Below are 23,417 nucleotides of genomic sequence, written 5' to 3'. Positions count from 1 at the left end.
AGCGCGTGTGGCTGATTCAAGTTGGGGTATTTACAAGCGGTTATTGGGCTATGTTAAGCCACATTGGCGCGCGTTTTCGTTGGCGCTGGTGGGGTTTGTGGTATACGCCGCGTCGAGTACCGCACTGGCGGAAATGATGAAGCGGCTGATTGATGGCATTCAAAACCCGGATGCGGCCTTCCGGTTCTTCTTGCCACTGTTTGTCATTATTATGTTCTCCGCCCGCGGGGTAGGTACTTTTTTAAGTACTTACTTTATGGCTTATGTGGGTCGCTACGTGATTCATACTCTGCGCTGCGATGTATTTGCTCATCTTCTTCATCTGCCTGGCCGGTTTTTTGACCACCACTCCAGCGGTCAACTGGTATCGCGGGTGACCTACCACGTCGAGCAAGTGGCAGGGGCGGCCACCAAGGCGGTGACGATTATTTTGCGTGAAGGCTTGTTCGTCGTCGGCCTGGTGCTTTATCTGCTCTGGACCAACTGGATGCTCACGCTACTGTTTTTAGGCGTGACGCCGATTATTGCTGTCGTAGTGAGTTACGTCAGTAAGCGCTTTAGGCGTATCTCCAAGCGCATTCAGCACTCTATGGGCGATGTGACCCATATTGCGTCGGAAGCGTTGTCTGGCTATCGCGTAGTGCGCACCCATGGCGCAGAAGATTATGAAAAGCACCGCTTTGAGCGAGTGAGTGAAGAGAATCGTCGCCAAAGTATGAAAGAGGCCATGACCCGGGCGGTTAGCTCGCCGGTAATTCTGATGCTGGTGGCGATCTCAATGGCGCTGCTGGTATGGCTGGCGATGGCGCCCTCCCTGATGGAGAACATGACCCCCGGTGAGTTCGTCGCCTTTATTACGGCCGCCGCCCTGATGATCAAACCGGTGCGCCAATTGACTGAGATTAACGGTGAGATTCAGAAGGGGTTGGCGGCAGCTTCAGAGCTTTTTGGTCTACTGGATATGACGCCGGAGCAGGATAACGGTAAGCGTATTGCCAGCCGTTTAAGCGGTGAGGTCGTTATCGATAAGGTTAGCTTCCGCTACGCCGACGACCAACCCGAAGTACTGCATGAAATTAATCTACGGCTGGCGCCAGGTGAGCTGGTGGCGATAGTCGGTCGCTCGGGAAGTGGCAAATCTACGCTGGTGAGCCTATTGCCGCGCTTCTACCGGCCTAGCCAAGGCATTATCACCATTGATGGCGTCAATGTTGATGAGTACGCGCTTGGGCCGCTGCGCCAGCAGATTGCCTTGGTCTCCCAGCAGGTGACGCTATTTAATGCCTCAATTGCCGATAACATTGCCTATGGGGTGGCTAATCCTGACCCACAGGCTATTCAAGCGGCGGCTGAAGCGGCCTATGCCCACGAGTTTATCGATAAACTACCCGATGGTTATGCGACCACCGTAGGCGAAAACGGCGTGATGCTCTCGGGTGGGCAACGTCAGCGGCTAGCGATTGCCCGAGCTATCTTCAAAGATGCACCGCTGCTGGTACTGGATGAGGCCACCTCGGCGCTGGATACGGAATCCGAGCGCTATATTCAGAAAGCGCTGGAACGCGTTTGTGAGGGGCGCACTACATTGGTGATTGCCCACCGCCTGTCCACCATCGAACGGGCCGACCGGATCGTGGTGATGGATCAGGGGCGTATTATTGAAGAGGGCACCCATCAGGCCTTGTTGGATGCCGATGGCGCCTATGCAGCGCTGCATCAGTTGCAGTTTCAAGAAGCATTATGACCTTGCCTAAAAAAGGGCAACAGAGCCGGACACTGGCAGAGCGTTGGCTGCAAGGAGCCTATCAGGGCAGCCGTTGGCTTTGGCCGCTGAAGCCCTTAGGGGCGCTTTATCAATGGGGAATGGCCCGCCGTGAACAGGCCTACCAGCGTGGTAAGAAGGCTACGTGGAAGGCCCCCGTGCCGGTAATTGTGGTCGGCAATATTACCTTAGGCGGGACCGGGAAATCGCCGTTAGTGGCGTGGTTGGGCAATTGGCTGGTGGCGCAGGGCTGGTCGCCAGGTATTGTTACCCGCGGCTATGGCGGAACATCCTCGCACTATCCCTTGTTTGTCACCGCCGCCACTAATGTTACCGAAAGCGGCGATGAACCCTTGATGCTCGCGCAGCAGACAGGGCTACCGGTAGTGGCAGACCCCAAACGGTCACGCGGCGTGCAGGCGCTAGTGGCGGCGGGTTGCGATATTATTTTGAGCGACGATGGCTTGCAGCACTTGGCACTGGCGCGGGATATTGAGCTAGTCGTGGTTGATGGTGCCCGCGGTTTAGGTAATGGTCGCTGCTTACCCGCCGGGCCGCTGCGCGAATCGCCCAGCCGGTTGCAACGCGTTGATGCCGTGATTGTCAATGGTGATTCACAGCAGGCGTTGCCGGTTGGCTCTGTTACCACTATGCAGTTAGCACCGCGATATTGGCGCCGCTTAGATGACGGTGCTCGGTTTTCGCTAGCGCCGCTGCCGTTTACGCTGCCAGTGCACGCAGTGGCGGGGATTGGCAATCCCGGGCGTTTTTTTCGCACGCTTTCCAATTTGGGGGTCAGTGGTGACTGGCACCCGTTGGCCGATCATCAGCATTACAGCGCTGACGCGCTAAAATTTGCAGATATCCGTCCGATTATCATGACAGCCAAAGATGCCGTTAAATGTTATGCCCTGGCACCGCCGAATAGTTGGGTACTAGATGTGGAAGCAGCGCTTCCACCCGAATTTGAACACTGGCTGGCAGCGCGGCTGTCGGCACTTTCCTAAAGGAGTCACGCGCATGGATAAGGAACTGCTGGCAATGCTGGTCTGCCCGTTGTGTAACGGCAAGCTGAAATATGACCGCGATGCCCAAGAGTTGCGTTGCCACTACGATGGCCTGGCCTATCCCATTCAAGAGGGGATTCCCGTCATGCTGCCGGAAGAAGCCCGTGCCATGGATGCCGATGAGAAGCTGCCTACTTCCCCTGGTCGCGCGCCAGGGAGCGCTTCGGGACGCGCTTCAGGACAATCCGGAGGCGTTTAATGGCTTCTTCTGACGTCGCCGTACCTGAATTTACGGTTGTAGTACCCGCACGCTATGGCTCCACCCGCTTGCCCGGCAAGCCGCTGTTAGAAATTGCCGGTGAGCCGATGGTCGCCCACGTATGGCGTCGCGCATGCCAAAGCCATGCCAGCCGGGTTGTGGTGGCCACGGACGATAGCCGCATTCGGGATGCCATGCTGCCCTATGGTGCTGAGGTGATCATGACGCGCGACGATCATCCTTCGGGCACTGACCGCTTAGCCGAAGTGGCTGATATCTTAGCGCTAGCGGATGACGCTCTGTTGGTTAATGTGCAGGGCGATGAGCCTTTGATTCCGCCTGCCTTGATTGATCAAGTGGCCCTTCGCTTGGCCGATGACCCCGAGGCATCGATTGCCACGCTGGCGGAGCCGATCAACGATGTCGACACGCTGTTTAATCCCAACGTGGTCAAGGTGGTGCGCACCCTGCAGGGTCGAGCGCTGTATTTCTCGCGTGCACCCATTCCCTGGGATCGGGAGCATTTCAAACAGGCGCCCACGCTACTGGCGACCGATGCTTGGCTGCGCCATATCGGCCTCTATGCATACCGCGCGGGTTTTCTAGCGTCTTACCGTGACTGGCCCGCCTCTAGCCTGGAGCAACTTGAACAGCTTGAGCAACTGCGTGCGCTACAAAACGGCCACGCGATACAGGTAGCCTTAGCCTGTGAGGTAAATCCCGCGGGTATTGATACTGCCGGGGATTTAGCCCGTGTGCGTGCGCTGTTTGTCTAGCGCCTAAGGAGATTTGTTGTGAAAGTGTTATTTGTGTGTCTAGGCAATATTTGCCGTTCGCCCACCGCAGAAGGTGTTTTTCGCCGAGCCCTTGAGCAAGCAGGGCTAGTCGACGACGTTGAAATAGACTCCTGCGGGGTCGGCAGTTGGCATGTTGGCAAAGCGCCGGACTCGCGCGCCCAGCAAGCGGCCTTATGCCGTGGTATCGATTTAAGTGGCCTGCGTGCCCGCCAGTTAAATGTACAGGATTTTGCTGAATTTGATTACGTGCTGGGTATGGATCAGAACAATTTGCGAGCCATACTTGAACTGAAACCCGCCAATAGCCAGGCTCATGTCGGCCTGTTTTTAGATTTTGCCGGGACGCCTGGTACAGAGGTGCCTGATCCTTATTATGGCGGGGATGAGGGCTTTGAAAACGTTCTAAATATGATTGAAGCCGCATCAAACGGGCTCATTCAACACCTCAAACGTGAGCGCTGAGGTGGCGGCTTTTAATCTGCAGACCAATATTGATTTAACCCTTGCCAATACGCTGCGGCTACCTTGTCACGCCGAGCACTATGCAGCGCCGGGCACGCTGTCAGCACTGCGCACTGCACTCGCTTATGCGCACGCTCAGGGCTGGCCCGTGACGTTGCTGGGCGGTGGCAGCAATGTACTGCTGCCTGAGCAGTTGCCGGGCCTGGTGCTACGCCCAGCCTTAAAGCAATGGTGGTTGAGACATCCAAAAGGCGCTCAACAAGGGGATGTGTTTGCCCAAGTGGGCGCTGGGGTTAATTGGCACGCCTTAGTCATGGCGACTGCCGCACGGGGGTTGTGGGGAATCGAAAACTTGGCGCTAATTCCTGGTAGTTGCGGGGCGGCACCGGTGCAAAATATTGGCGCCTACGGCGTTGAGCTTGCTGACACGCTGCAAGCGGTGCAGGTCATGGAGCTCGCCACTGGACACTGTTATTGGTTAAGTACTCAAGAGTGCGCGTTTGCTTACCGGGACAGTATCTTTAAAGGCGAGTTAGCCGATAGTGTTGTGATTACCCAGCTAATATTGCGTTTATCACGCATGCCAGCGCCGCAACTGAATTACGGCGACCTTGCCGCGCGGTTATCTGCCACACCCTCGCCGCTTGAGGTTGCTGAAGCCGTTTGTGCTATTCGCCGCGAGAAGCTACCCGACCCTGAGGTGCTTGCCAACGCGGGAAGCTTCTTCAAAAATCCTCTAGTAAGTGATGAGCAGGCAGCACAGCTTTCGCGTCAGTATCCTGCGATGCCCCATTTTCCCCAGGCGGGAGGGCAAACAAAGTTAGCGGCAGGTTGGTTGATCGACCAGTGCGGTTTAAAAGGAATGCGCGACGGCGCCTTTGGCGTACACCAGCATCAAGCGCTGGTGCTGGTGCATTTTGGTGGCGGTGATCGCCTCGGCTTGATGAAAATCGCCAACTATATCGCCGCTCAAGTAAAAACACGCTTTGGCGTGCTGTTAGAACCCGAGCCACGTTTTATTAATCCTTAACACCCTTTTCCAGCGAATCCTTCTGCCGTTTTTAAAAGGCGTCTCCTAAACAGCAAAATCCCCGCTTAAGCGGGGATTTTGCTGTTGCAACACGCTACCGATTTTACTCGGAGTGGGTGTCCTGTTGCGCCTGTTTACGCTTTTCACGCGGATCGTTGTGAGCCCGTGTGCGACGGCGACGTGGCTTAGGTGTTTCTTCAGTGACTGCGTCTTCAGCGGGTGCTTCGCTAGCAATCGGCTGAGCAGGCTGAGGCTCTGCTTCAGTCGCCTCTAGGTCGCCGCTATTCTGTGCGACGCTCTTTTCTTCCTCGTCTTGCTTTTCCTCAGATGGCTTTTCCTCAGCTTGCTTTTGCTCGCTGTTGGAGTGCTCCTCAGTTGAAGAGGCCGCATCGTCATGCTCAGAAACGCTGGGCGTTGCTGCTTCCTGGCTAGTTTCCAGGGCGTTAGTTGACGCTTCAGGCTGGCGCTGTTCGCTGCTTTGATCCGTATCAGCGCTACTGAGAGGCTCAGAAGCAGCTTCTTCAATAGTGGCCGCCGGATCGACCGCGTTGGCCGCAGGCGGTTCGATAGCTTCAGGTGCTACCGATTCGCTAGCACTTGGCTGGTTATCAGCAGTTTGCTCAGTTTCAGCAGGCTCCGAGTTAGCTTCGGTTGTTTCTGAGTTCACCTCAGGTGGCGCTGATGTAGTCTTACGCTCTTCAGAATGAGGTTCCGTTGTTTCAGAGGCAGCAGCAGGTGCGGGCTCTTCGCTGGTGACGGGTTCACTCGGCTTGGCAGCGGCTTCCTGCTCAGCGGTCTCAGAAGCAGGTTGAGTGGATTCATCGGCAGAGGCGGCGACGTCAGCATTCTGTGTCTCGGCAGTTGGTGCTTCTAAAGCCGGTTTTTCTGAAGCTGGTGCTTCTACTTCCGGTGCCGAAGCTTTCGCGTCTGACGCTTCGGTTGTCGGTGCGACAGGCGCTTCATCCGCAGGTTCAGCGGTTTCTGGCGCTTCATTTGCCACTTCTGCCTGCAGCTTTAACTGCTCGGCTTCTGCTTTTGGGTTGATCGCCTGGGTACGTGTGCGGTTACGCGGGTTGTTACGCGTACGCTTCGGCTTGCCGTCATCCTGCTTGGCTTCTGGCTGTTTGGCAGTTTCATCGGGTTGGCTGTCTTGGCTAGCCTCGCGACGCGACTCTTTCGGCGCTGCACTTTTGCCGTTATTGCTCTTTTTAGAGCTGTCTTTTCCAGAACTGTCTTTGCCAGAGCTATCTTTGCCAAAACTATCCGACTGGCTCTCTTTACGAGGCGCTTTGTTGGCCGACTCTTCGGTGGCATCGTCTTGCTGGGGATGACGACGACGATTGCGAGTGCGGCTGGGGCCGCTGCGCTTGTCGCTGTTATCGTCACCGGCAGGACGCGGAGCAGTGGTGGGTTGCTCGCTTTTTTGCTCGGCTTTTTGTTCAGTTTTTGGCTCAGACCGGGTGCTGTTGTCGCTGCGCGACTCGTTACGGCTAGTGTTGTCGCCACGCTCATTGCGTGAGGGCTTCTGCCGCGACTCACTGCTGCGCTGATTGGTTTTACGCTCGCTTGGCTTGCGCGGTGCCGGGGTTTCAGTCTTGGGCTCTGGCGTAGCTTCAGCATTACTTTCGTCGCTGCCTAGCAGCTTGGCGAAGCCACGGATAAAGCGGCCAATGACGCTGGGTTGCTCGCTGGTCGCCGGTACTACTTTCGCCGCTGGGGCAGCAGCAGGCGCTTTCTCTTCGGTTTGCAGCGATGCCGGCGCAGGGGCGTTATGCGTAACGCTTTTCACTGCTGCTTCGGCGCGTTGAGCGGGCGGTACGAAGCTGGGTGTTGGCTCTTTGCCTACTTCGGTATCCGTGGAGAGCTCAAAGCTCGAAAGGCTTTGAGTGTCATCCTCGTCTAAATGATCATCGCGCAGGCGCTGAACGTCGTAGTGGGGCGTATCCATATCAGGATTGGGTAGCAGCACAACGCGAACATTTTGGCGGGACTCTAAATCGGCCAGCACACTGCGTTTTTCATTGAGCAGGTAAGTCGCCACGGGTACCGGCAGAATAGCGCGAATCTGCGCGCTGTTCTCTTTCATGGCCTCTTCTTCAATCAGGCGCATGATCGACAGCGACAGCGAACGCACATCGCGAATGGTGCCTTGGCCATTACAGCGCGGGCAAACCACGCCGCTGGTTTCGCCCAGCGAAGGACGCAGGCGCTGACGGGACATTTCCATCAAGCCAAAGCGTGAAATACGGCCGATCTGTACCCGCGCGCGGTCTAGCTTAAGCGCATCGCGCATGCGGTTTTCAACTTCACGCTGGTTCCGCGCTGGCCCCATGTCGATAAAGTCGATGACGACTAAGCCGCCGATATCGCGCAGGCGTAGCTGGCGGGCGATCTCGTCGGCGGCTTCAGAGTTGGTCTGTAGGGCGGTTTCTTCGATATCGCTGCCGCGGGTGGCGCGGGCCGAGTTGATATCGATGGAGACCAGTGCCTCAGTGTGATCGATCACAATCGAGCCACCGGAAGGAAGCTTTACTTCGCGCTGGTAGGCCGTTTCGATTTGCGATTCGATCTGAAAACGCGAGAACAGCGGTACTTCATCAGCATAAAGTTTAATCTTCTGCTGATACGAGGGCATGACCTGGCGAATAAAGCCCAGTGCTTCGGCGTGAATCTCGGGGCTGTCGATCAATACTTCGCCGATGTCCTGGCGCAGGTAGTCGCGCATGGCGCGAATGATGACGTTGGATTCACGGTAGATCAGGAACGGGGCAGGGCGCTTGGCGGCTTCAGTGGTGATCGATTCCCACACCTGAACCAGGTAATCCAAGTCCCACTGCAGTTCTTCCGGGTTACGGCCAATGCCAGCGGTGCGCACGATCAGGCCCATTTTGTCCGGCACGGTCAATTGACCCATGGCATCTTTGAGCTGACTACGCTCATCGCCTTCGATACGGCGAGAAATACCGCCTGCACGCGGGTTGTTGGGCATCAACACCAAAAAGCGGCCAGCCAGGCTGACAAAGGTGGTAAGCGCGGCGCCTTTATTGCCACGCTCTTCCTTGTCGACCTGAACGATGACTTCTTGGCCCTCTTTGAGTACTTCTTTAATGCTGGGACGTCCGGAAACGTCTTTTACAAAGTACTCTTTAGAGATCTCTTTGAGCGGCAAAAAGCCGTGGCGGTCAGCGCCGTAATCGACAAAGGCAGCTTCAAGTGAGGGCTCTACACGGGTGATTTTTCCGCGATAGATGTTGGCTTTTTTCTGTTCTCGAGCGCCGGATTCGATATCTAAATCGTACAGGCGTTGTCCATCAACTAAAGCGACGCGCAGCTCTTCGGGCTGTGTCGCATTAATAAGCATCCGTTTCATGTTGTCTCGCATAGCGTTGCGTACCGGCGAACTGCCTATGGGGTGACGTAGGCGAACCGCTGGGTGCTGCGTGCTTGTGCTCGGCGCATTGCAATGCTGACGCGTCAAGCCGGGAAGGCATCATAGCCAACCCGGCCAGTAGGGCGTTGAGTACGTGGCGGAGGCAGGACGTGTTCCGGTGGTTGTCACATCCATCCGGCCCTGCTGACACCGCCGACACCTGGCATTCATCGATTCACCAACGCCGGCCACCGGCACAGCGTTGAACTTGTCGCCCGGAGTCAGCCAGCGCCTTGTGACGAGAAAGGAGGGGGCTGCTCAGGGCGTGGCGTTGTTAAGTTACTGCCTGCCGTTAAGGGCTAGGCTTATGTTCATCTGCCGGCATAAAAAACGGGCGGCAGATTTACTGCATTTTTTAAGATCAGATATTGGTACTGGAAAAACGAGCAATGCGTACACTGACGTCGTCTTTCGTGTTCAGGCCTGCGTGTTAGTCGGGCAGGCGCATTAACCGAGCTCAGCGTTGACGTTTTCTGCTAACCAATTTAACGAATTAGCTATCTATCAGCTAGTCACTAGCGATAGACAAGAAAGCTTTCTGTGCTTGGCTGGTGAACGTTTTGGAATATAACAGTAAAGACAACGACCAGCAATTGACGCAATGCCCTTGGGTCTACGCTAGAATGCCGTTTTTAGCTGATGTCACCGAACTACAGCAGGAGCAAGCGGCAATGTCCGAAGGGCGTGAAGTACAGTGGGTGGATATTGCCCCAGAGCAGGCTGGGCAGCGAATTGATAATTTTCTCATGACGCGGCTCAAAGGAGCGCCACGGGCGCTTATCTATCGCATCGTGCGTAAAGGCGAAGTGCGCGTTAATAAAAAGCGCGTAAAGGTGGATTACCGTTTGCAAGCAGGCGATTTAGTTCGCGTTCCGCCGCTGCGCTTGGCGCCCCGTGAGGCGGTCAAGGAAGTGAGCGATAATTTACGCGACCTGTTAGTGGGCAGCGTTATCATGGAAGGCCCTGATTGGATGGTGCTCAACAAGCCTTCAGGCTTGGCGGTGCATGGTGGTAGCGGGGTTAAAATCGGTTTGATCGAGGCACTGCGCCAGGTGCGCGATGATTTGAGCTTCCTGGAGTTGGTTCACCGTTTAGATCGCGATACGTCTGGTTGCTTGTTGCTGGCCAAATCCCGCGATGCGTTGGTGACGCTTAATGAGTCACTGAAAAAACACGGCATGGATAAGCGCTATCTGGCCTTGGTGAGCGGGCGCTGGCCAGCGCGTAAAACCTACGAAAGCGCGCGTTTGGATCGCTTTGATGCGGGCAATGGCGAGCGTCGGGTAAGGGTTGATCCCAATGGTAAAGTGTCGCGTACTCATTTCTCGGTGGTCGAGACGTTCGAAAAAGCCACCTTGATTGAAGCCGAACCAGTGACAGGGCGCACCCACCAGATTCGTGTGCACGCTGCCCATGCAGGCCATGCACTGCTGGGCGACGATAAATACGCCACCCGTGAAAGCGGTTTTCTTACCAAGCAATTAGGGCTGGGGCGTTTGTTTCTGCATGCGCGTGCGCTTACCTTTCCCGAGCCCACCAATGGTCGACCGGTGACCGTCAAAGCGCCACTGCCAGAGGCGCTGGAAGAAGCGCTTAAGCGTGCTCGCCAATAAGCCGTTTACTAATCCGCCCTTGATATGGAGCTGCCATGCAGTACGAGCTGATTATATTTGATTGGGATGGCACCTTGATGGACTCGGTGCCGCGGATAGTGTCGTGCATGCAGGCGGCTGCGCTGGAAGCCGAGTGGGGAGAGCTCTCGGCGGCGGAGGTGGAAGATATTATTGGATTAGGGCTGCCTGAGGCCATTGCCCAGCTTTGCCCAGGTATTTTACCAGCTCAGGCCGAACGCCTACGTGAGCGTTATTCGCACCATTTTGTGACGGCGGATGCGACGCCGATGCTGTTTTTTGCCGGGGTTGAGGCGCAGATCGCCCGTTTGCGCGGTCGTGAACAGCAGCGGCTAGCGGTTGCGACCGGCAAAAGTCGCCGTGGCCTCGACCGCATTTTTGCTGAGACCGACAGCGGTGCCTGGTTTCACGCCAGCCGCACGGCGGATGAAACCCGCTCGAAGCCACATCCTCAAATGCTTTCGGAACTGTTGGCTGAGCTTGAAGTGCCCGTCGAGCGAGCGGTGATGGTCGGCGATACAGAGTACGACTTGGAAATGGCGCGAGCGATTGGTATGGATCGAATAGGCGTGACTTACGGGGTGCATACGCCAGAGCGTTTGGCACTGAGTCGCCCCAAGTGGATTGCCCATAGCATCGATGAGCTTTTTGATCGGTTGTACGGTGAGTAGCCAGCGTTTACATAAGGACATTTTATGAGCGACGACCCAATCCGCCCCGGTGGCACAAACGACGGACGTGACGGCCCGACCAATGATGATCGCAATGAGGTGAGGAAGGATCGTTGGACACAGGGATCAGAGGTGCCTTCTAGTAAGGGCGCTAAGCCGGTGTCGGGTGCGCCAGACGATGATGCCGAAACTCTGCGCGAACGCCAGCGGCTGGCGCAACTGGAGATGATGGATCACTGGATAGGCGGTGTGTTAACGGAACAGCGCCGCACTCGCCGCTGGAAGCTGTTTTTCCGTCTGATGATGCTCACTATTGTATTGTTGGTGCTGTTTACCACCCTTTATAGTCTGTTTTGGGATTCGCCTAGTGCCACCGCGCCCACACAGCGCCACTTAGGTATTGTTGAGGTCAATGGGGTAATTGCCAGCGATTCTCCTGCCAATGCGGAGCGTATTATCGAGGGGCTGAATAACGCCTGGGAGGCGCAAGACGCTGCGGCCGTGGTGCTGCACATTAATAGCCCAGGTGGTAGCCCGGTGCAGTCTCAGCGTATCTATGCAGAAATCATGCGCCTACGCGAACAAGGCGATAAGCCGATTATCGCAGTGATCGAAGATATCGGTGCCAGCGGCGCTTATTATATTGCCGCGGCGGCGGATGAGATTGTTGCGTCGCCCGTGAGTCTGGTGGGTTCTATTGGCGTTATTTACGCAGGCTTTGGGTTTGAGGAGGCGATAGCGCGCATTGGCGTGGAGCGCCGCGTGCTAACTGCTGGTGAAAATAAAGCCTTTCTTGACCCGTTTCAGCCGCTTGATGAAGAGGCGGAGCAGTTTTGGCAAGGCGTGCTCAGCCAAACCCATCGCCAGTTTATTGACGACGTAAGAGCAGGACGAGGTGAAAGGCTTAGCAATAGTCCCGACATCTTTTCAGGCCTTGTCTGGAGCGGTGAACAGAGCATTGATCTAGGCCTGGTTGACCAGTTAGGCAGCCTTGAGCAGGTGGCACGCGACCGCGTGGGTGACACCCGCTGGGTGGACTATACGCCGAGCCTTGATCCGTTTGAGCGCCTGACGCGCCGCTTTACCCAGGTCGTCGCCGAGGTGTTGGGCGTCAGCGCACCGGCTACCCCGCTGCGCTTCTAAGTTATAGCTGTCAGTTATTAGTTATTAGCTGTCAGACTCTATTGATAATCAGGAGGCGCCAAGTGGGTCTAAACCCGCTTGGCGCAGCATGTCGCAAAGCGCAATCAGCGGTAGCCCAATCAATGCGTTGGGGTCGCGGCCTTCAAGCTTTTCAAACAGTGCTATGCCTAAGCCTTCCATTCGAAAGCTACCGGCGCTGTCGAGTGGCTGTTCTTTGGCGACATAGTTGTCAATTTCCTGGGTGCTCAAGTGGCGAAAAACCACCTCGAATGGCTCGACGTGAACCTGATGGCGCTGGTGGCGTGTATCCAGCAGTGCTAAACCGGTCAAAAAGGTGACATGCTGGCCGGAGAAGCGGCTAAGGTTAGCGCGCGCTTTGGCTTCCGTATGCGGTTTGCCAAGAATGTCGCCTTCAAACACCGCCACCTGGTCAGAGCCGATAATGCAGTGATAGGGGAAATGGTGCGCAACGGCGTTAGCTTTGCTGAGCGCTAGACGATGGACCAGAGCGTGGGGCGTTTCGCCGCTATGAGGCGTTTCATCAATATCAGGAGAATAGCACTGATAGGGTAGCTGCAGCCGGTCCAGCAGCTCGCGCCGCCAACGTGAGCTGGAAGCCAGTACCAGCTCGGTCGTTGATGCCTGAGTGCTTGATGGCTCGGTCATTGAGGATGAAGTCACAAATAGCTCCTGGCTGGTAGTGGCGCCTGTTATTGGAGATGCGTGTGCAAAGTGGCGCACAAGCAATTTCAAAGCAGTAGAGTGTAGCGAAAGCAGCTAAACCTGCCTATGTTGGCTGTTTATTGAGGCCGCGGTTGGTTATTTATTGAGGAAGGCATGAAGAAATCTACCGACAGCTTTGACACCAGCAGGGGGAGTGCCTATCATTGCGCGCCTATGTTGACCTCACAACTCCCCAGTCGGGTTGAGCCTTATAAGCTCGCAGCCCGCCACGAACGAATCGAAGGCTTGGTAGCGCTAGATAAACTACCACGTCTTGCCGAAGAAGCGGGTGTCCAAACCGGCGACTGTCATGTCATGCTTGAGTTTGGCGTCGATGCTCAAGGTCGTCGTGAAATTCGTGGCCACTTGCAAGCGACGTTGGCGCTTGCCTGCCGACGCTGCCTGGTGCCGCTGCCTCAAGAGGTGAGCAGTGACTTTTTGCTTGGAATGGTCACTGACGAAGCCTTAGCGGCCGAGTTGCCTGCTAGTCATGAACCGGTGCTGGTGGAAAAGGAACAGCTGGATCTTTTGACGGTGGTTGAGGATGAATTGATTCTTAGCCTGCCTCAAGTGGTCTATCACGATGAAGCCGAATGTCATGTCTCGGCGGAGCAGCTGGTCAGCAAAACAGAAGGCGCGGCGGCAGAAACAACGCCAGCGACGAATCCATTCGCGGTGCTCAATGTCTTAAAAGGCAAAAAATAAGCACCCTTTACCTTAAATACCTTGGAGTAAACACCCATGGCAGTTCAACAGAACCGTAAAACTCGTTCCAAGCGCGGCATGCGTCGTAGCCACGATGCACTGACCGCTCCGACGCTGTCTCAAGACAAAGAAACCGGTACGACTCACCTGCGTCACCACATTTCTCCAGACGGTTTCTACCGTGGTCGTAAAGTGATTGAGGTATAAACCTCAATTGCGTTATTAAGCGGCTAAACGGACTCAGTGCGGTATGCGCCTAGCGATAGATGTGATGGGGGGTGACCAAGGCCCTCATGCGATTATCACAGGTGCTGCAAAGGCAGTGGTGGAACACCCAGACCTTGAGCTGATTCTGTTTGGCCCGCGTCAGCAGATTCTTGCTGAGCTTTCACGCTTGCCGCAGCCTCTGGCTGCGGCAACGTCACGTTTGGTGGCGCGTGAAGCACCTGACTGCATTATGCCATCGACAACCGCTGCCTGGGCGCTGCGCAGGGGGCAGGCGACCAGTATGGTGCGCATGCTGCGAAGTGTCGCCCAGGGCGAGGCGGTTGCCGGTGTAAGTGCGGGTAATACGGCAGCGCTAGTGGCATTAGCAAGGCGCGAGCTGGGGATGGTCGAGGGTATTTCTCGGCCAGCGATCAGTACCGCGATTCCAGCGCGCCAAGGGCGTCGCTGTTATTTGCTGGACTTAGGCGCCAATGTGGACTCTCCCGCTCATCGGCTGGTGGATTTTGCGCTAATGGGCGCGGCGATGGCGCAGTGTGTCGATGGCACGGCTATGCCATGTGTCGCGCTGCTCAATGTTGGTGCTGAGGCCACTAAAGGATGCGCCAGCGTTCGCGAAGCTGATCGTATGCTGCGCGAGCATGCCAATAGTGGTGCTTTTGATTATCAAGGTTATGCCGAGGGTGGTGACCTGTTTAAAGGCCAGCTTGACGTCGTGGTATGCGATGGCTTTGTGGGTAACGCTGTGCTCAAGGCAAGCGAAGGTTTGACAAGTATGTTGGTTGAACGCGTACAGATGGCGTTTGAATCGCGCTTAAGTGGTCGTTTAGCAAGCCTACTGGCCAAGCCTGTGTTGAGGCGTTTAAAGCAGGAGTTAGATCCTGTGCGCTATAACGGGGCCAGTTTGTTGGGGTTGCGCGGTATCGTGGTGAAAAGTCACGGCAGTACCCATGCCGATGGTTTCTACTACGCTATCCAGCGTGCTCTTCAGGAAGTAGAACATAATTTACCTGCGCGGATCGCAGGCCGTTGGCAGGCGCCATTAAGTGAAGCAGTGGCACCTGCGAGCCATGATTAGATAATAAATAGTTTATTTTTTGCGAGTTTATAGGTGGCATCAGGATGTGCCAATAATCTCGCCTATCGCTCATATGAGCAAATGCCTACAAGTGCAAAGGTGAACGACATGTCTCAACCCCTTGCCCTCATTTTCCCCGGGCAAGGCTCTCAGCAGGTTGGAATGCTGCGAGAGCTGGCCGAGCGCTATAGTGTGGTGGGAACGACATTTGAGGAAGCGTCGGATGCTTTGGGCTACGACTTATGGAAAGTCGTCCAAGAGGGTCCTGAAGCATCGCTTAATGCAACCGCGTGCACCCAGCCCGCATTACTTTCTGCCAGCGTCGCTATTTGGCGCGTTTGGCAGGAGCTAGAAGGGCCTCGGCCTACTGTAATGGCGGGCCATAGCTTGGGCGAATACAGCGCGATGGTGTGCGCTGGCGTCATGAGCTTTGCCGAAGGCGTTAACTTAGTGCGTCTGCGCGGTGAGGCCATGCAGGAAGCCGTTCCCGCGGGTGAAGGTGGTATGGCAGCCATCCTTGGTTTGGCAGACGAGGCGGTTGAAGCCGCCTGTGAAAAAGCCGCCCAGGGCGACGTGGTGTCTGCTGTTAACTACAACTCCCCTGGGCAGGTCGTAGTGGCAGGCTCAAAGGCGGCCGTGGAGCGGGCTATCGTTGCCTGCCAAGAAGCGGGGGCCAAGCGCGCTATGTCATTGCCCGTTTCCGTTCCTTCGCATTGTGCGTTAATGCGCCCGGCCGCCGAGCGTCTAGCGGAGGCTATGCAGGCGATTAAATTGCGAGCGCCACGCTATACCGTGATTCAAAATGTTGACGCCAAGGCGCATGCGGATACCGCGACACTGCGTACACGCCTCATCGAACAGCTTTATCAGCCAGTGCGCTGGAGCGCCTGCGTTGAGGCAATGGCCAGTCAAGGTGTTGAAGTATTTATTGAGTGCGGGCCTGGAAAGGTGTTGACCGGCCTCAATAAGCGTATCGTGAAGGGTAGCAAGGGGTTGGCAGTAAATGATCCTGACAGCCTGAATGCTGCGCTTGAGCTGGCGCGTGAAACGTTGGCTGATAAAGCGTGACCAAGGGTTGTGTTATTCCGCTATCCTTGCTTGATTACACGGTTAGAGGCAGAACGTTATGACCCAAGAAAGTAGAGTTGCCCTGGTAACAGGGGCCAGTCGCGGTATTGGCCAGGCCATTGCTCGTGAGCTAGGTCGTCAAGGCCGTATCGTCATTGGCACAGCGACTAGCGAGTCCGGTGCTGAGAAAATTGATGCTGATTTAAAAGAGAATGGCATTGAAGGCGCAGGTCTGTGTCTTAACGTGACCGACCAGGCCAGCATTGACAGCGTATTGAAAACCATCACTGAGCGCTTTGGTGCGCCGACCATTTTGGTTAACAATGCCGGTATCACGCGAGACAATTTGCTGATGCGTATGAAGGAAGATGAGTGGGATTCCGTGATGGATACCAACTTAAAATCTGTCTATCGTGTTAGTAAGGCGTGTTTGCGGGGTATGACCAAGGCGCGTTTTGGGCGTATTGTGTCGATCAGCTCTGTAGTGGCAACCATGGGCAACCTGGGCCAAACTAACTATGCTGCAGCCAAAGCCGGTATGGAGGGGTTTAGCAGAGCCTTGGCGCGTGAGGTATCCTCGCGAGCAATCACGGTGAATGCGGTGGCGCCGGGCTTTATTGCCACCGATATGACCGAGGCGCTGCCTGAGGCCCAGCATGAAATGTTACTTAAGCAAATTCCTTTGGCTCGCTTAGGAGCACCGGAAGAGATCGCCGCAGCGGTTGGCTTTCTGACCAGTGATGCAGCCGGTTACATCACCGGTGAGACGCTTCACGTAAATGGCGGCATGAATATGCGTTGATGGCCTTGGGGATGGCGGTTGCGTCGACCCAAGGGCGTCTATAAACTACCCCGCAGCTTTTGGCTTGCGGTTTCCAAATAGCTGGTTATCAAAAACGGCTAATGTGAACGACTGGAGTACGTTAATGAGTACTATTGAAGAGCGCGTTAAGAAAGTGGTAGCAGAGCGCCTGAACGTTAAAGAAGAAGACATCCAAAACAGCTCTTCTTTTACAGAAGACTTGGGTGCTGATTCGCTCGACACCGTTGAGCTGGTCATGGCTTTGGAAGAGGAATTCGATACTGAAATTCCTGATGAAGAAGCTGAGAAAATCACCACGGTTCAAGAAGCCATCGATTACGTGAACGCCCACCAGTAAGGGCTGCGTCGATGCATCGAACCAGGGTGGGGTGCTAGTCACCCGCCTTAAGAGCCGTCCTTTCGCAGGGCGGCTTTTTTGCTTTGCTGCCACAATGCTTATAACGTTCAATCTCCGTTATACTGTTGACCAAATTTAAGCAGCGAATGACCCAAGTGGGTCGCGTCACCATGGATGCCTGGAGGAAAGCTAATGGCACGGAAAAGGGTAGTGGTAACTGGGTTAGGCCTGGTGACCCCAGTGGGCAATAGCGTAGATGAATCGTGGGCCAACATTGTTGCTGGTAAAAGCGGTATTACGCCTATTGAGCATTTTGACACCAGTGGCTTTAACACGCGTTTTGGTGGGTCGATCAAGAACTTTGATATTAGTCCGTACCTGAATCCTAAAGATGCTCGCAAGATGGATCTCTTTATTCAGTACGGTATGGCGGCGGGCGCTCAAGCGGTTGAAGATTCCGGTATCGAGTGCACTGAAGAGAATGCGGATCGCATCGGTGTGGCTATCGGTTCAGGCATTGGTGGTCTACCCATGATTGAACATAACCACAACGCGCTCAACAAGGGTGGGGCTCGTAAGGTGTCGCCGTTCTTTGTGCCGGGTTCCATCATTAATATGATTTCGGGCAATATGGCGATTCAGCACGGCTTTAGAGGGCCGAATATCGCGATTACCACTGCCTGTACCACCGGTACCCATAATATTGGCTATAGCGCGCGCACGATCGCCTATGGCGACGCAGACGTCATGGTCTGTGGTGGTGCCGAGATGGCGACAACCCCCCTAGGTCTGGGCGGCTTTTCAGCTGCACGCGCGCTCTCAACGCGTAATGATGACCCTCAGGCGGCCAGCCGCCCGTGGGATACTGATCGTGATGGCTTTGTGTTATCGGACGGTGCGGGTGTGTTGGTGCTAGAAGAGTATGAGCATGCCAAAGCGCGCGGAGCTCACATCTATGCCGAGCTGGTCGGCTTTGGCATGAGCGATGATGCTTACCACATGACATCGCCACCGGAAGATGGTCGCGGCGCGGCGCTCTCTATGCGCAATGCCATCAAAGATGCCCAGGTTGACGTTTCTGAAGTGCACTATATCAATGCCCATGGCACTTCAACCGCGGCAGGCGACCTGGCAGAAAGTCGAGCCATTGAGAACGTACTGGGTGATGCAGCCAATAATGTGGCCGTGAGCTCTACCAAGTCGATGATCGGCCACCTGTTGGGTGCCGCTGGTGCGGTAGAGGCAGTGTTCAGCATTCTGGCAATTCGTGACCAGATCGCACCGCCGACCATCAACCTGGATAACCCGCAGCCGGGTTGCAATCTGGATTATGTGCCGCACACCGCGCGGAACATGCGGATTGATATGGCGCTTTCCAACTCCTTTGGCTTTGGTGGCACTAACGGTTCGCTGTTATTCAAGAAGGTGTAATTGACGATGTTGCCGCCCGCGTTATCTGACGAACAAACTGTGCCGTTTGATGATCGCGGGCTAGCGTATGGTGATGGTCTCTTTGAAACGGTACTGTTGCGTGCAGGTGCACCGGTGCTGTGGCGCTATCATACAGACCGCCTAGCGAAGGGGTGTCGGCGCCTAAATATACCGTTACCTTGCCAAGCAGCACTAGATGCCACCTGGCAGGGTGATTGCACCGCTGAGCTGGAAGTACTCAAGCTTATCCTGACGCGTGGCAGTGGCGGGCGGGGTTATGCGCAGCCGGATGAAGTAACACCGCGTTTACTTAGTCGCCGAACGCCATTTCAGCCCTCGATTCAGCGCTGGCAGCAGGGTGTCACAGTTAGGCTTTGTGATTTGCGCCTTAGCCGCCAGCCGCGGTTGGCCGGTATTAAGCATCTTAATCGGCTGGAGAACGTACTGGCCCGGCAGGAGTGGAGCGATGCCGCGATCGCCGAAGGTCTGCTCGCTGATAGCGAAGGCCGGGTCATAGAAGCCACCAGTATGAATATTTTTTGGCTGCAGGCGGGGCAAATGTTCACGCCTTTTGTTGACCAATGCGGCGTAGCAGGCACACTGCGCGCTGGATTAATTGATCAAGGTGTCGTTGCCCAGGGGGCGCTGTCGCTGGATCACCTTGCTGAGGTCGAGCGGCTATGGGTGGCAAACTCTGTGCAGGGAGTGTGGCCTGTGACGGCGCTGCTAGCAGCGGATGGTTCGTTGCTGCAGCGCTGGGCTGTGAGTGAGTCTGATCCCTTCCAACGCTTGGCTCATCAGTTATTAGGCTTTGCCTAAACGCCAGCCTTCTTATCAATATCACCCCGCAATTATTTTGAGGTGTCATGGTGAAACGGTTATTAACCGCTTTGTTAGTCGTAGTCATAATCGGGGCTGCCGGTGCAGCAGGCGGTTATTTTTATTGGCAGAGCCGCTTAGAGGCACCGCTAGCGCTTGATGAGCCAACGCTTTACCAAGTGACTTCTGGTGCGGGGTTTAATCAGGTGGTGGCGGAGCTGGAATCCCAGGGCATATTGGAAGATGCTTGGGCGTTTCGCTTATTAGCGCGCGTGGAGCCTGAGCGCGTGCCGCGGCTGCGTACTGGCGAATATCAGCTTTTGCCGGATATGAGCGGGCTGGAAATGATGGCGCTGCTAGGCAGTAATAACGTTGTCACCTATCCACTGACGATTCCTGAAGGGTGGACCTTTCGTCAAATGCGCGACTTGCTCAATGCCGCGCCAAAACTTGACCATCGCACGGCAGATTTGAGCGACGAAGAGGTGATGACGCTACTTGATCGCGAAGGCACCTTTCCTGAAGGATGGTTCTTTCCCGATACCTATCGCTACCACCTGGGAATGAGCGACATCGATCTACTACAGCAGTCGCTTGAGCGTATGGAACGAATTTTGGACAGTGTCTGGGAAGAGCGTGCCGACGACCTGACCATTGAGTCACCCTATGAGGCGCTTATTATGGCCTCTTTGATTGAGCGCGAAACGGGGGCGCCGGAGGAGCGTCGTGAAATCGCCGGGGTGTTCAAGCGACGCATGGAGCAGGGAATGCGCTTACAGACCGACCCGACGATTATTTATGGCATGGGCGAGCGCTATGAAGGCCGCATCACCCGTGCTGATCTACTTGAAGCGACGCCCTATAACACTTATGTGATTGATGGCATGCCGCCCACGCCGATCGCTTTGCCGGGGCGTGCGTCCTTGGAAGCGGCGGTAAACCCGCTACCCGGCGAAACGCTCTATTTTGTTTCCCGGGGTGATGGCACGCATCACTTCTCGCGTACATTACGGGAGCATAATAATGCCGTTAATCGCTATATTCGCAACCGGTAATCGCCATGACCTATCATCAACGTCATCATCACAGTAAGGGAGCATGATGAGTAAGCGGGGACGCTTCATTACGCTGGAAGGCGGCGAAGGCGTGGGAAAGTCTACCAATGTGGGCTTTGTCGCCGAGTGGCTGGAAGCCCAGGGGCTGGAAGTGGTGCGCACACGTGAGCCGGGGGGAACTGAGCGAGGCGAAGCTATTCGAGCACTGCTGCTGGACCCCGCCCCCCAAGAGCCGCTGCATGTGGACGCAGAACTGCTGCTTATGTTTGCCGCTAGGGCGCAGCATTTAGCGGAGAAAATTCTGCCTGCCCTGGCAAGAGGGGCTTGGGTCGTGTGTGATCGTTTTACTGACGCTACCTTTGCCTATCAGGGCGGTGGCCGAGGCGTTGCCAAGGAACGTATTGCCGTACTGGAAGATTTTGTTCAGCAGGGATTCGCGCCCGATTTAACGCTTTTGCTCGATATGCCCAAAGAGGCGGCCAAGCAGCGGTTAGAAGCCCGCCTGCGCGATCGTCACGAGCAGCGTGACCGTTTTGAGCAAGAGCAGGCCGATTTTTTCCAGGCTGTACGCGACGCCTATTTGGCGCGAGCGGAAGAAGACCCCGAACGTTTTGCGGTGATTGATGCTCAGCATCCCCTTGAAGAAGTACAAGTGCAGCTTCGTAAGACCCTTTCGGCGCGAGTAACCGCATGGCGTTAAGCGGCGTTATGCCGTGGCACCTTGCCACTTGGCATCAGCTAACCCGTCTGGCCGATGGAGGGCGGATGCCCCATGCGCTGCTCATTCATGGCGCCCATGGGGTAGGTAAGCAACAGTTGGCGGAAGCGTTAATCGCCCGGACACTATGCGCCGCCCCCGCAGACCAGGCCTGCGGGCATTGCCATAGCTGCGCGATGTTGGCATCGGGATACCATCCTGATTTGCTGCGGGTCTCGCCGGAAGATGGCAAGCGCCAGATTCGTATTGACCCTATTCGCGAGGTTAACCGCTTTGTTTCACAAACGGCTCAGCAGGGGGGATACCGGGTCATCGTCATTTCACCGGCTGAGGCAATGAACGTTGCCGCTGCTAATGCGCTGCTCAAAAGCCTTGAAGAGCCCGGCGATAAGACGCTATTTATCCTACTTTCTGATGTGCCTTCACGGATGCTGCCAACGATCCGCTCGCGCTGTCAGCAGTGGTCCCTGCCCAGTGTTGCCTTTGAAGCGTGTCGTGGTTGGCTGATTGAGAAACTCAACAGTGCCGACGAAGCCTACTTCTGGTGGCAGGTAGCGGGTGGCCTGCCGCTACTGGCGGTGGAATTGGCCGCGCCCGAAGAGCGCGCTTTGCGCCACCAAATTCACGACAGTTTTGAGCAGTTGGTGCGTGGCGCAGAGCCTGTCTCTGAGGCCGCGCGGCTGGATCGCCAGGCGATTGATGCCATCTTGTGGTACGGTATCGCCTGGCTGGAAGACCTGATTCGTCTCGGTTTATCCGGTGAAGCAGCAGTGCTGCACAACCCCGATCTTGAGCCGCTTTATCGCCAGGCGGTCAAAAATGGCCGGGTGCAGGATTGGTTTCGCCTGCTGGATTATGCCCGTGAACAGCGGCGTCTGTTGGCGGTGGGAGCTAACCCAAATCCCCAGTTGGTGCTTGAGGCGTGGTTGGTTCGCTGGGCGGCTCTGCTGCGCTCCTAGCGGAATGTGTTCTCCCTATTTACAGCAATCTAGCGAGGTTGTTATGGCAGCCCAAAAAGCGCTCTCTCTTAACATTCCCGATGTGCCGACACTGCTCTCCGCCTATATGCCATTTCTGGACCGTGGGGGGATTTTCGTGCCCACTCAGACTCCCTATGCACTGGGCCAGCAGGTGTTTTTACTGCTGACGCTGCCGGGTGAAAGCGAACGTCTTTCAATCACCGGCCAGGTGGTGTGGGTCTCGCCTGAGGGTGTCAGCGGCCGCCGCATACCTGGTATTGGTCTACATTTCAGCCAGCAAGATTACCCTGTGCGTGACCGCATTGAGACGCTGCTTGCCGGACAGTTGGATAAGGCAGCCCCGTCGTTCACGCTCTGATTAAACCGTCGTTGATACCTTTAAAGTAAGCACCATGGTGTTAACGGCCTACCCGTTGTCGAGACCTGCATGTTTGTTGATTCGCACTGTCACCTAGATCGTTTATCTGACCAGACTCACGGGGGCGACCTCGCTGCCACGCTGATGGCTGCGCGCGCGGCCCACGTTAGCCAATTTCTTGCGGTCGCCGTCACTTTGGAGGAGTTGCCGCAACTCGCAGCCATTGCTCGAGCGCATCACGATGTGGCGATCTCTGCTGGTTTGCATCCTTTGCATCACAGTGAGAGCGAGCCCAGCGTTGAGGATATAAAAGAGGCTGCCGAGCAGTATGACGTGGTAGCCATTGGTGAAACCGGACTGGATTATCACTATCGAGACAGCGTGCCGGTAGATGTGCAACACGAGCGTTTCAAGCGTCATTTGATCGCCGCGCGTGAGTTAGAGCTGCCAGTGATTGTACATACCCGTGAAGCCAAAGAAGAAACACTGGCGCTGCTGCGTGAATATAGCGACCCTCGCGTGGGCGGTGTATTACACTGTTTTACTGAAGACTTAGCGATGGCCCGTGAAGCCGTAAGACTGGGCTTTTACATTTCGTTATCGGGGATTATCACCTTTCGTAACGCTGCACCGCTGCGCGAGCTAGCCCGCCAGCTGCCGCTGGATCGCTTGCTAATCGAAACCGATAGCCCTTACCTTGCTCCTGTTCCTTATCGCGGCAAGCCCAACGAGCCGGCCTGGGTAGTGGAAGTGGCGGAGTGCATCGCTAACGAGCGGGGGATCAGTGTTGACGAGGTCGCCATGCAGACCACAGCCAACTTTTATCAGCTCTTTCTTGCCGCCGCGCCTGATGCTCCGCACCATGTCAAAGAGGCGTTAGAGCAGTCTGGACTTCTATAACCGTG

The 23,417-nt window shown here is 55.7% G+C and carries 24 protein-coding genes; 22 read left to right on the top strand and 2 right to left on the bottom strand.

Annotated elements, in window-relative coordinates; genetic code table 11:
* Positions 1 to 7: 7 nt before the first annotated feature.
* The 6 genes from msbA to murB are packed head-to-tail and all read left to right on the top strand — an operon-like array spanning position 8 to position 5,317.
* Positions 8 to 1,744 carry a lipid A export permease/ATP-binding protein MsbA gene (gene msbA, locus V8L71_RS00720; RefSeq protein WP_101146206.1) on the top strand — a complete coding sequence of 579 codons (1,737 nt, stop codon included), beginning with the start codon at positions 8 to 10 and terminating at the stop codon, positions 1,742 to 1,744.
* Complete coding sequence (gene lpxK / locus V8L71_RS00715) at positions 1,741 to 2,769, top strand: tetraacyldisaccharide 4'-kinase (protein ID WP_101146205.1); 1,029 nt, start codon at positions 1,741 to 1,743, stop codon at positions 2,767 to 2,769. The genes msbA and lpxK overlap by 4 nt, the downstream gene beginning before the upstream one ends.
* A 13-nt stretch (positions 2,770 to 2,782) precedes the next feature.
* The gene (locus V8L71_RS00710) at positions 2,783 to 3,028 is read left to right on the top strand and encodes a Trm112 family protein (protein WP_101146204.1); all 246 of its coding nucleotides are present in this window, start codon (positions 2,783 to 2,785) and stop codon (positions 3,026 to 3,028) included.
* Positions 3,028 to 3,804, top strand: coding sequence for a 3-deoxy-manno-octulosonate cytidylyltransferase (kdsB, locus tag V8L71_RS00705; RefSeq protein WP_101146203.1), 777 nt, complete (start codon positions 3,028 to 3,030; stop codon positions 3,802 to 3,804). Before V8L71_RS00710 ends, kdsB begins: the two co-directional genes overlap by 1 nt.
* A gap of 18 nt (positions 3,805 to 3,822) precedes the next feature.
* A complete protein-coding gene (locus V8L71_RS00700) occupies positions 3,823 to 4,287 on the top strand; it encodes a low molecular weight protein-tyrosine-phosphatase (protein WP_101146202.1) in 465 nt (154 codons plus the stop codon).
* 1 nt (position 4,288) lies between these two features.
* The gene (murB, locus tag V8L71_RS00695) at positions 4,289 to 5,317 is read left to right on the top strand and encodes a UDP-N-acetylmuramate dehydrogenase (RefSeq protein WP_232774781.1); all 1,029 of its coding nucleotides are present in this window, start codon (positions 4,289 to 4,291) and stop codon (positions 5,315 to 5,317) included.
* Positions 5,318 to 5,420: 103 nt separating this feature from the next.
* Here murB and rne read toward each other — a convergent pair whose 3' ends face one another.
* A complete protein-coding gene (gene rne / locus V8L71_RS00690) occupies positions 5,421 to 8,687 on the bottom strand; it encodes a ribonuclease E (RefSeq protein WP_336272934.1) in 3,267 nt (1,088 codons plus the stop codon).
* A 731-nt stretch (positions 8,688 to 9,418) separates the two neighbouring features.
* Here rne and V8L71_RS00685 point away from each other — a divergent pair.
* Genes V8L71_RS00685 through sppA form a run of 3 tightly spaced genes read left to right on the top strand, consistent with a single transcriptional unit; the run spans position 9,419 to position 12,192 of the window.
* The gene (locus tag V8L71_RS00685; RefSeq protein WP_336273032.1) at positions 9,419 to 10,360 is read left to right on the top strand and encodes an RluA family pseudouridine synthase; all 942 of its coding nucleotides are present in this window, start codon (positions 9,419 to 9,421) and stop codon (positions 10,358 to 10,360) included.
* 35 nt (positions 10,361 to 10,395) lie between these two features.
* Positions 10,396 to 11,049 (top strand): HAD family hydrolase, encoded by a 654-nt coding sequence (locus V8L71_RS00680; protein WP_176303125.1) that lies wholly within the window; start codon positions 10,396 to 10,398, stop codon positions 11,047 to 11,049.
* Between the two features lie 24 nt (positions 11,050 to 11,073).
* Positions 11,074 to 12,192: a signal peptide peptidase SppA gene (gene sppA, locus V8L71_RS00675; RefSeq protein ID WP_336272933.1), complete on the top strand. Its 1,119-nt coding sequence runs from the start codon at positions 11,074 to 11,076 to the stop codon at positions 12,190 to 12,192.
* Between the two features lie 48 nt (positions 12,193 to 12,240).
* On the opposite strand, the gene V8L71_RS00670 is transcribed toward sppA, so the two are convergent.
* Entirely contained in the window at positions 12,241 to 12,858 is a 618-nt protein-coding gene (locus V8L71_RS00670; RefSeq protein ID WP_336273031.1) for a Maf family protein, read from the bottom strand.
* A gap of 231 nt (positions 12,859 to 13,089) precedes the next feature.
* Here V8L71_RS00670 and V8L71_RS00665 point away from each other — a divergent pair, with 231 nt between their 5' ends.
* From V8L71_RS00665 to V8L71_RS00605, 13 genes are all read left to right on the top strand, one after another.
* Positions 13,090 to 13,620, top strand: coding sequence for a YceD family protein (locus V8L71_RS00665; protein WP_336273030.1), 531 nt, complete (start codon positions 13,090 to 13,092; stop codon positions 13,618 to 13,620).
* A gap of 36 nt (positions 13,621 to 13,656) precedes the next feature.
* Positions 13,657 to 13,827, top strand: a complete 171-nt coding sequence (rpmF, locus tag V8L71_RS00660; RefSeq protein WP_008956805.1) for a 50S ribosomal protein L32 — start codon at positions 13,657 to 13,659, stop codon at positions 13,825 to 13,827.
* A 43-nt stretch (positions 13,828 to 13,870) separates the two neighbouring features.
* Positions 13,871 to 14,923 carry a phosphate acyltransferase PlsX gene (gene plsX, locus V8L71_RS00655; RefSeq protein ID WP_336272932.1) on the top strand — a complete coding sequence of 351 codons (1,053 nt, stop codon included), beginning with the start codon at positions 13,871 to 13,873 and terminating at the stop codon, positions 14,921 to 14,923.
* A 108-nt stretch (positions 14,924 to 15,031) separates the two neighbouring features.
* Complete coding sequence (gene fabD, locus V8L71_RS00650) at positions 15,032 to 15,991, top strand: ACP S-malonyltransferase (RefSeq protein WP_336272931.1); 960 nt, start codon at positions 15,032 to 15,034, stop codon at positions 15,989 to 15,991.
* Between the two features lie 58 nt (positions 15,992 to 16,049).
* Positions 16,050 to 16,793 carry a 3-oxoacyl-ACP reductase FabG gene (fabG, locus tag V8L71_RS00645; protein WP_101146194.1) on the top strand — a complete coding sequence of 248 codons (744 nt, stop codon included), beginning with the start codon at positions 16,050 to 16,052 and terminating at the stop codon, positions 16,791 to 16,793.
* A 124-nt stretch (positions 16,794 to 16,917) separates the two neighbouring features.
* Complete coding sequence (acpP, locus tag V8L71_RS00640; RefSeq protein ID WP_008956801.1) at positions 16,918 to 17,151, top strand: acyl carrier protein; 234 nt, start codon at positions 16,918 to 16,920, stop codon at positions 17,149 to 17,151.
* Positions 17,152 to 17,343: 192 nt separating this feature from the next.
* The gene (gene fabF, locus V8L71_RS00635; RefSeq protein WP_008956800.1) at positions 17,344 to 18,582 is read left to right on the top strand and encodes a beta-ketoacyl-ACP synthase II; all 1,239 of its coding nucleotides are present in this window, start codon (positions 17,344 to 17,346) and stop codon (positions 18,580 to 18,582) included.
* A 6-nt stretch (positions 18,583 to 18,588) separates the two neighbouring features.
* Positions 18,589 to 19,401 carry an aminodeoxychorismate lyase gene (gene pabC, locus V8L71_RS00630; protein WP_336272930.1) on the top strand — a complete coding sequence of 271 codons (813 nt, stop codon included), beginning with the start codon at positions 18,589 to 18,591 and terminating at the stop codon, positions 19,399 to 19,401.
* 47 nt (positions 19,402 to 19,448) lie between these two features.
* Positions 19,449 to 20,456 carry an endolytic transglycosylase MltG gene (gene mltG, locus V8L71_RS00625; protein ID WP_336272929.1) on the top strand — a complete coding sequence of 336 codons (1,008 nt, stop codon included), beginning with the start codon at positions 19,449 to 19,451 and terminating at the stop codon, positions 20,454 to 20,456.
* Positions 20,457 to 20,502: 46 nt separating this feature from the next.
* Entirely contained in the window at positions 20,503 to 21,156 is a 654-nt protein-coding gene (tmk, locus tag V8L71_RS00620; protein ID WP_336273029.1) for a dTMP kinase, read from the top strand.
* Positions 21,147 to 22,133, top strand: coding sequence for a DNA polymerase III subunit delta' (locus V8L71_RS00615; protein ID WP_101146190.1), 987 nt, complete (start codon positions 21,147 to 21,149; stop codon positions 22,131 to 22,133). The genes tmk and V8L71_RS00615 overlap by 10 nt, the downstream gene beginning before the upstream one ends.
* A 43-nt stretch (positions 22,134 to 22,176) precedes the next feature.
* The gene (locus V8L71_RS00610) at positions 22,177 to 22,512 is read left to right on the top strand and encodes a PilZ domain-containing protein (RefSeq protein WP_101146189.1); all 336 of its coding nucleotides are present in this window, start codon (positions 22,177 to 22,179) and stop codon (positions 22,510 to 22,512) included.
* A 69-nt stretch (positions 22,513 to 22,581) separates the two neighbouring features.
* Positions 22,582 to 23,412 carry a TatD family hydrolase gene (locus V8L71_RS00605; protein WP_101146188.1) on the top strand — a complete coding sequence of 277 codons (831 nt, stop codon included), beginning with the start codon at positions 22,582 to 22,584 and terminating at the stop codon, positions 23,410 to 23,412.
* The last annotated feature ends 5 nt before the right edge of the window (positions 23,413 to 23,417 follow it).

The sequence above is a fragment of the Vreelandella indica genome, assembly GCF_037070225.1.
GTDB classification, from domain to species: domain Bacteria; phylum Pseudomonadota; class Gammaproteobacteria; order Pseudomonadales; family Halomonadaceae; genus Vreelandella; species Vreelandella arctica.
This window is presented reverse-complemented; position numbering and strand designations above follow the sequence as displayed.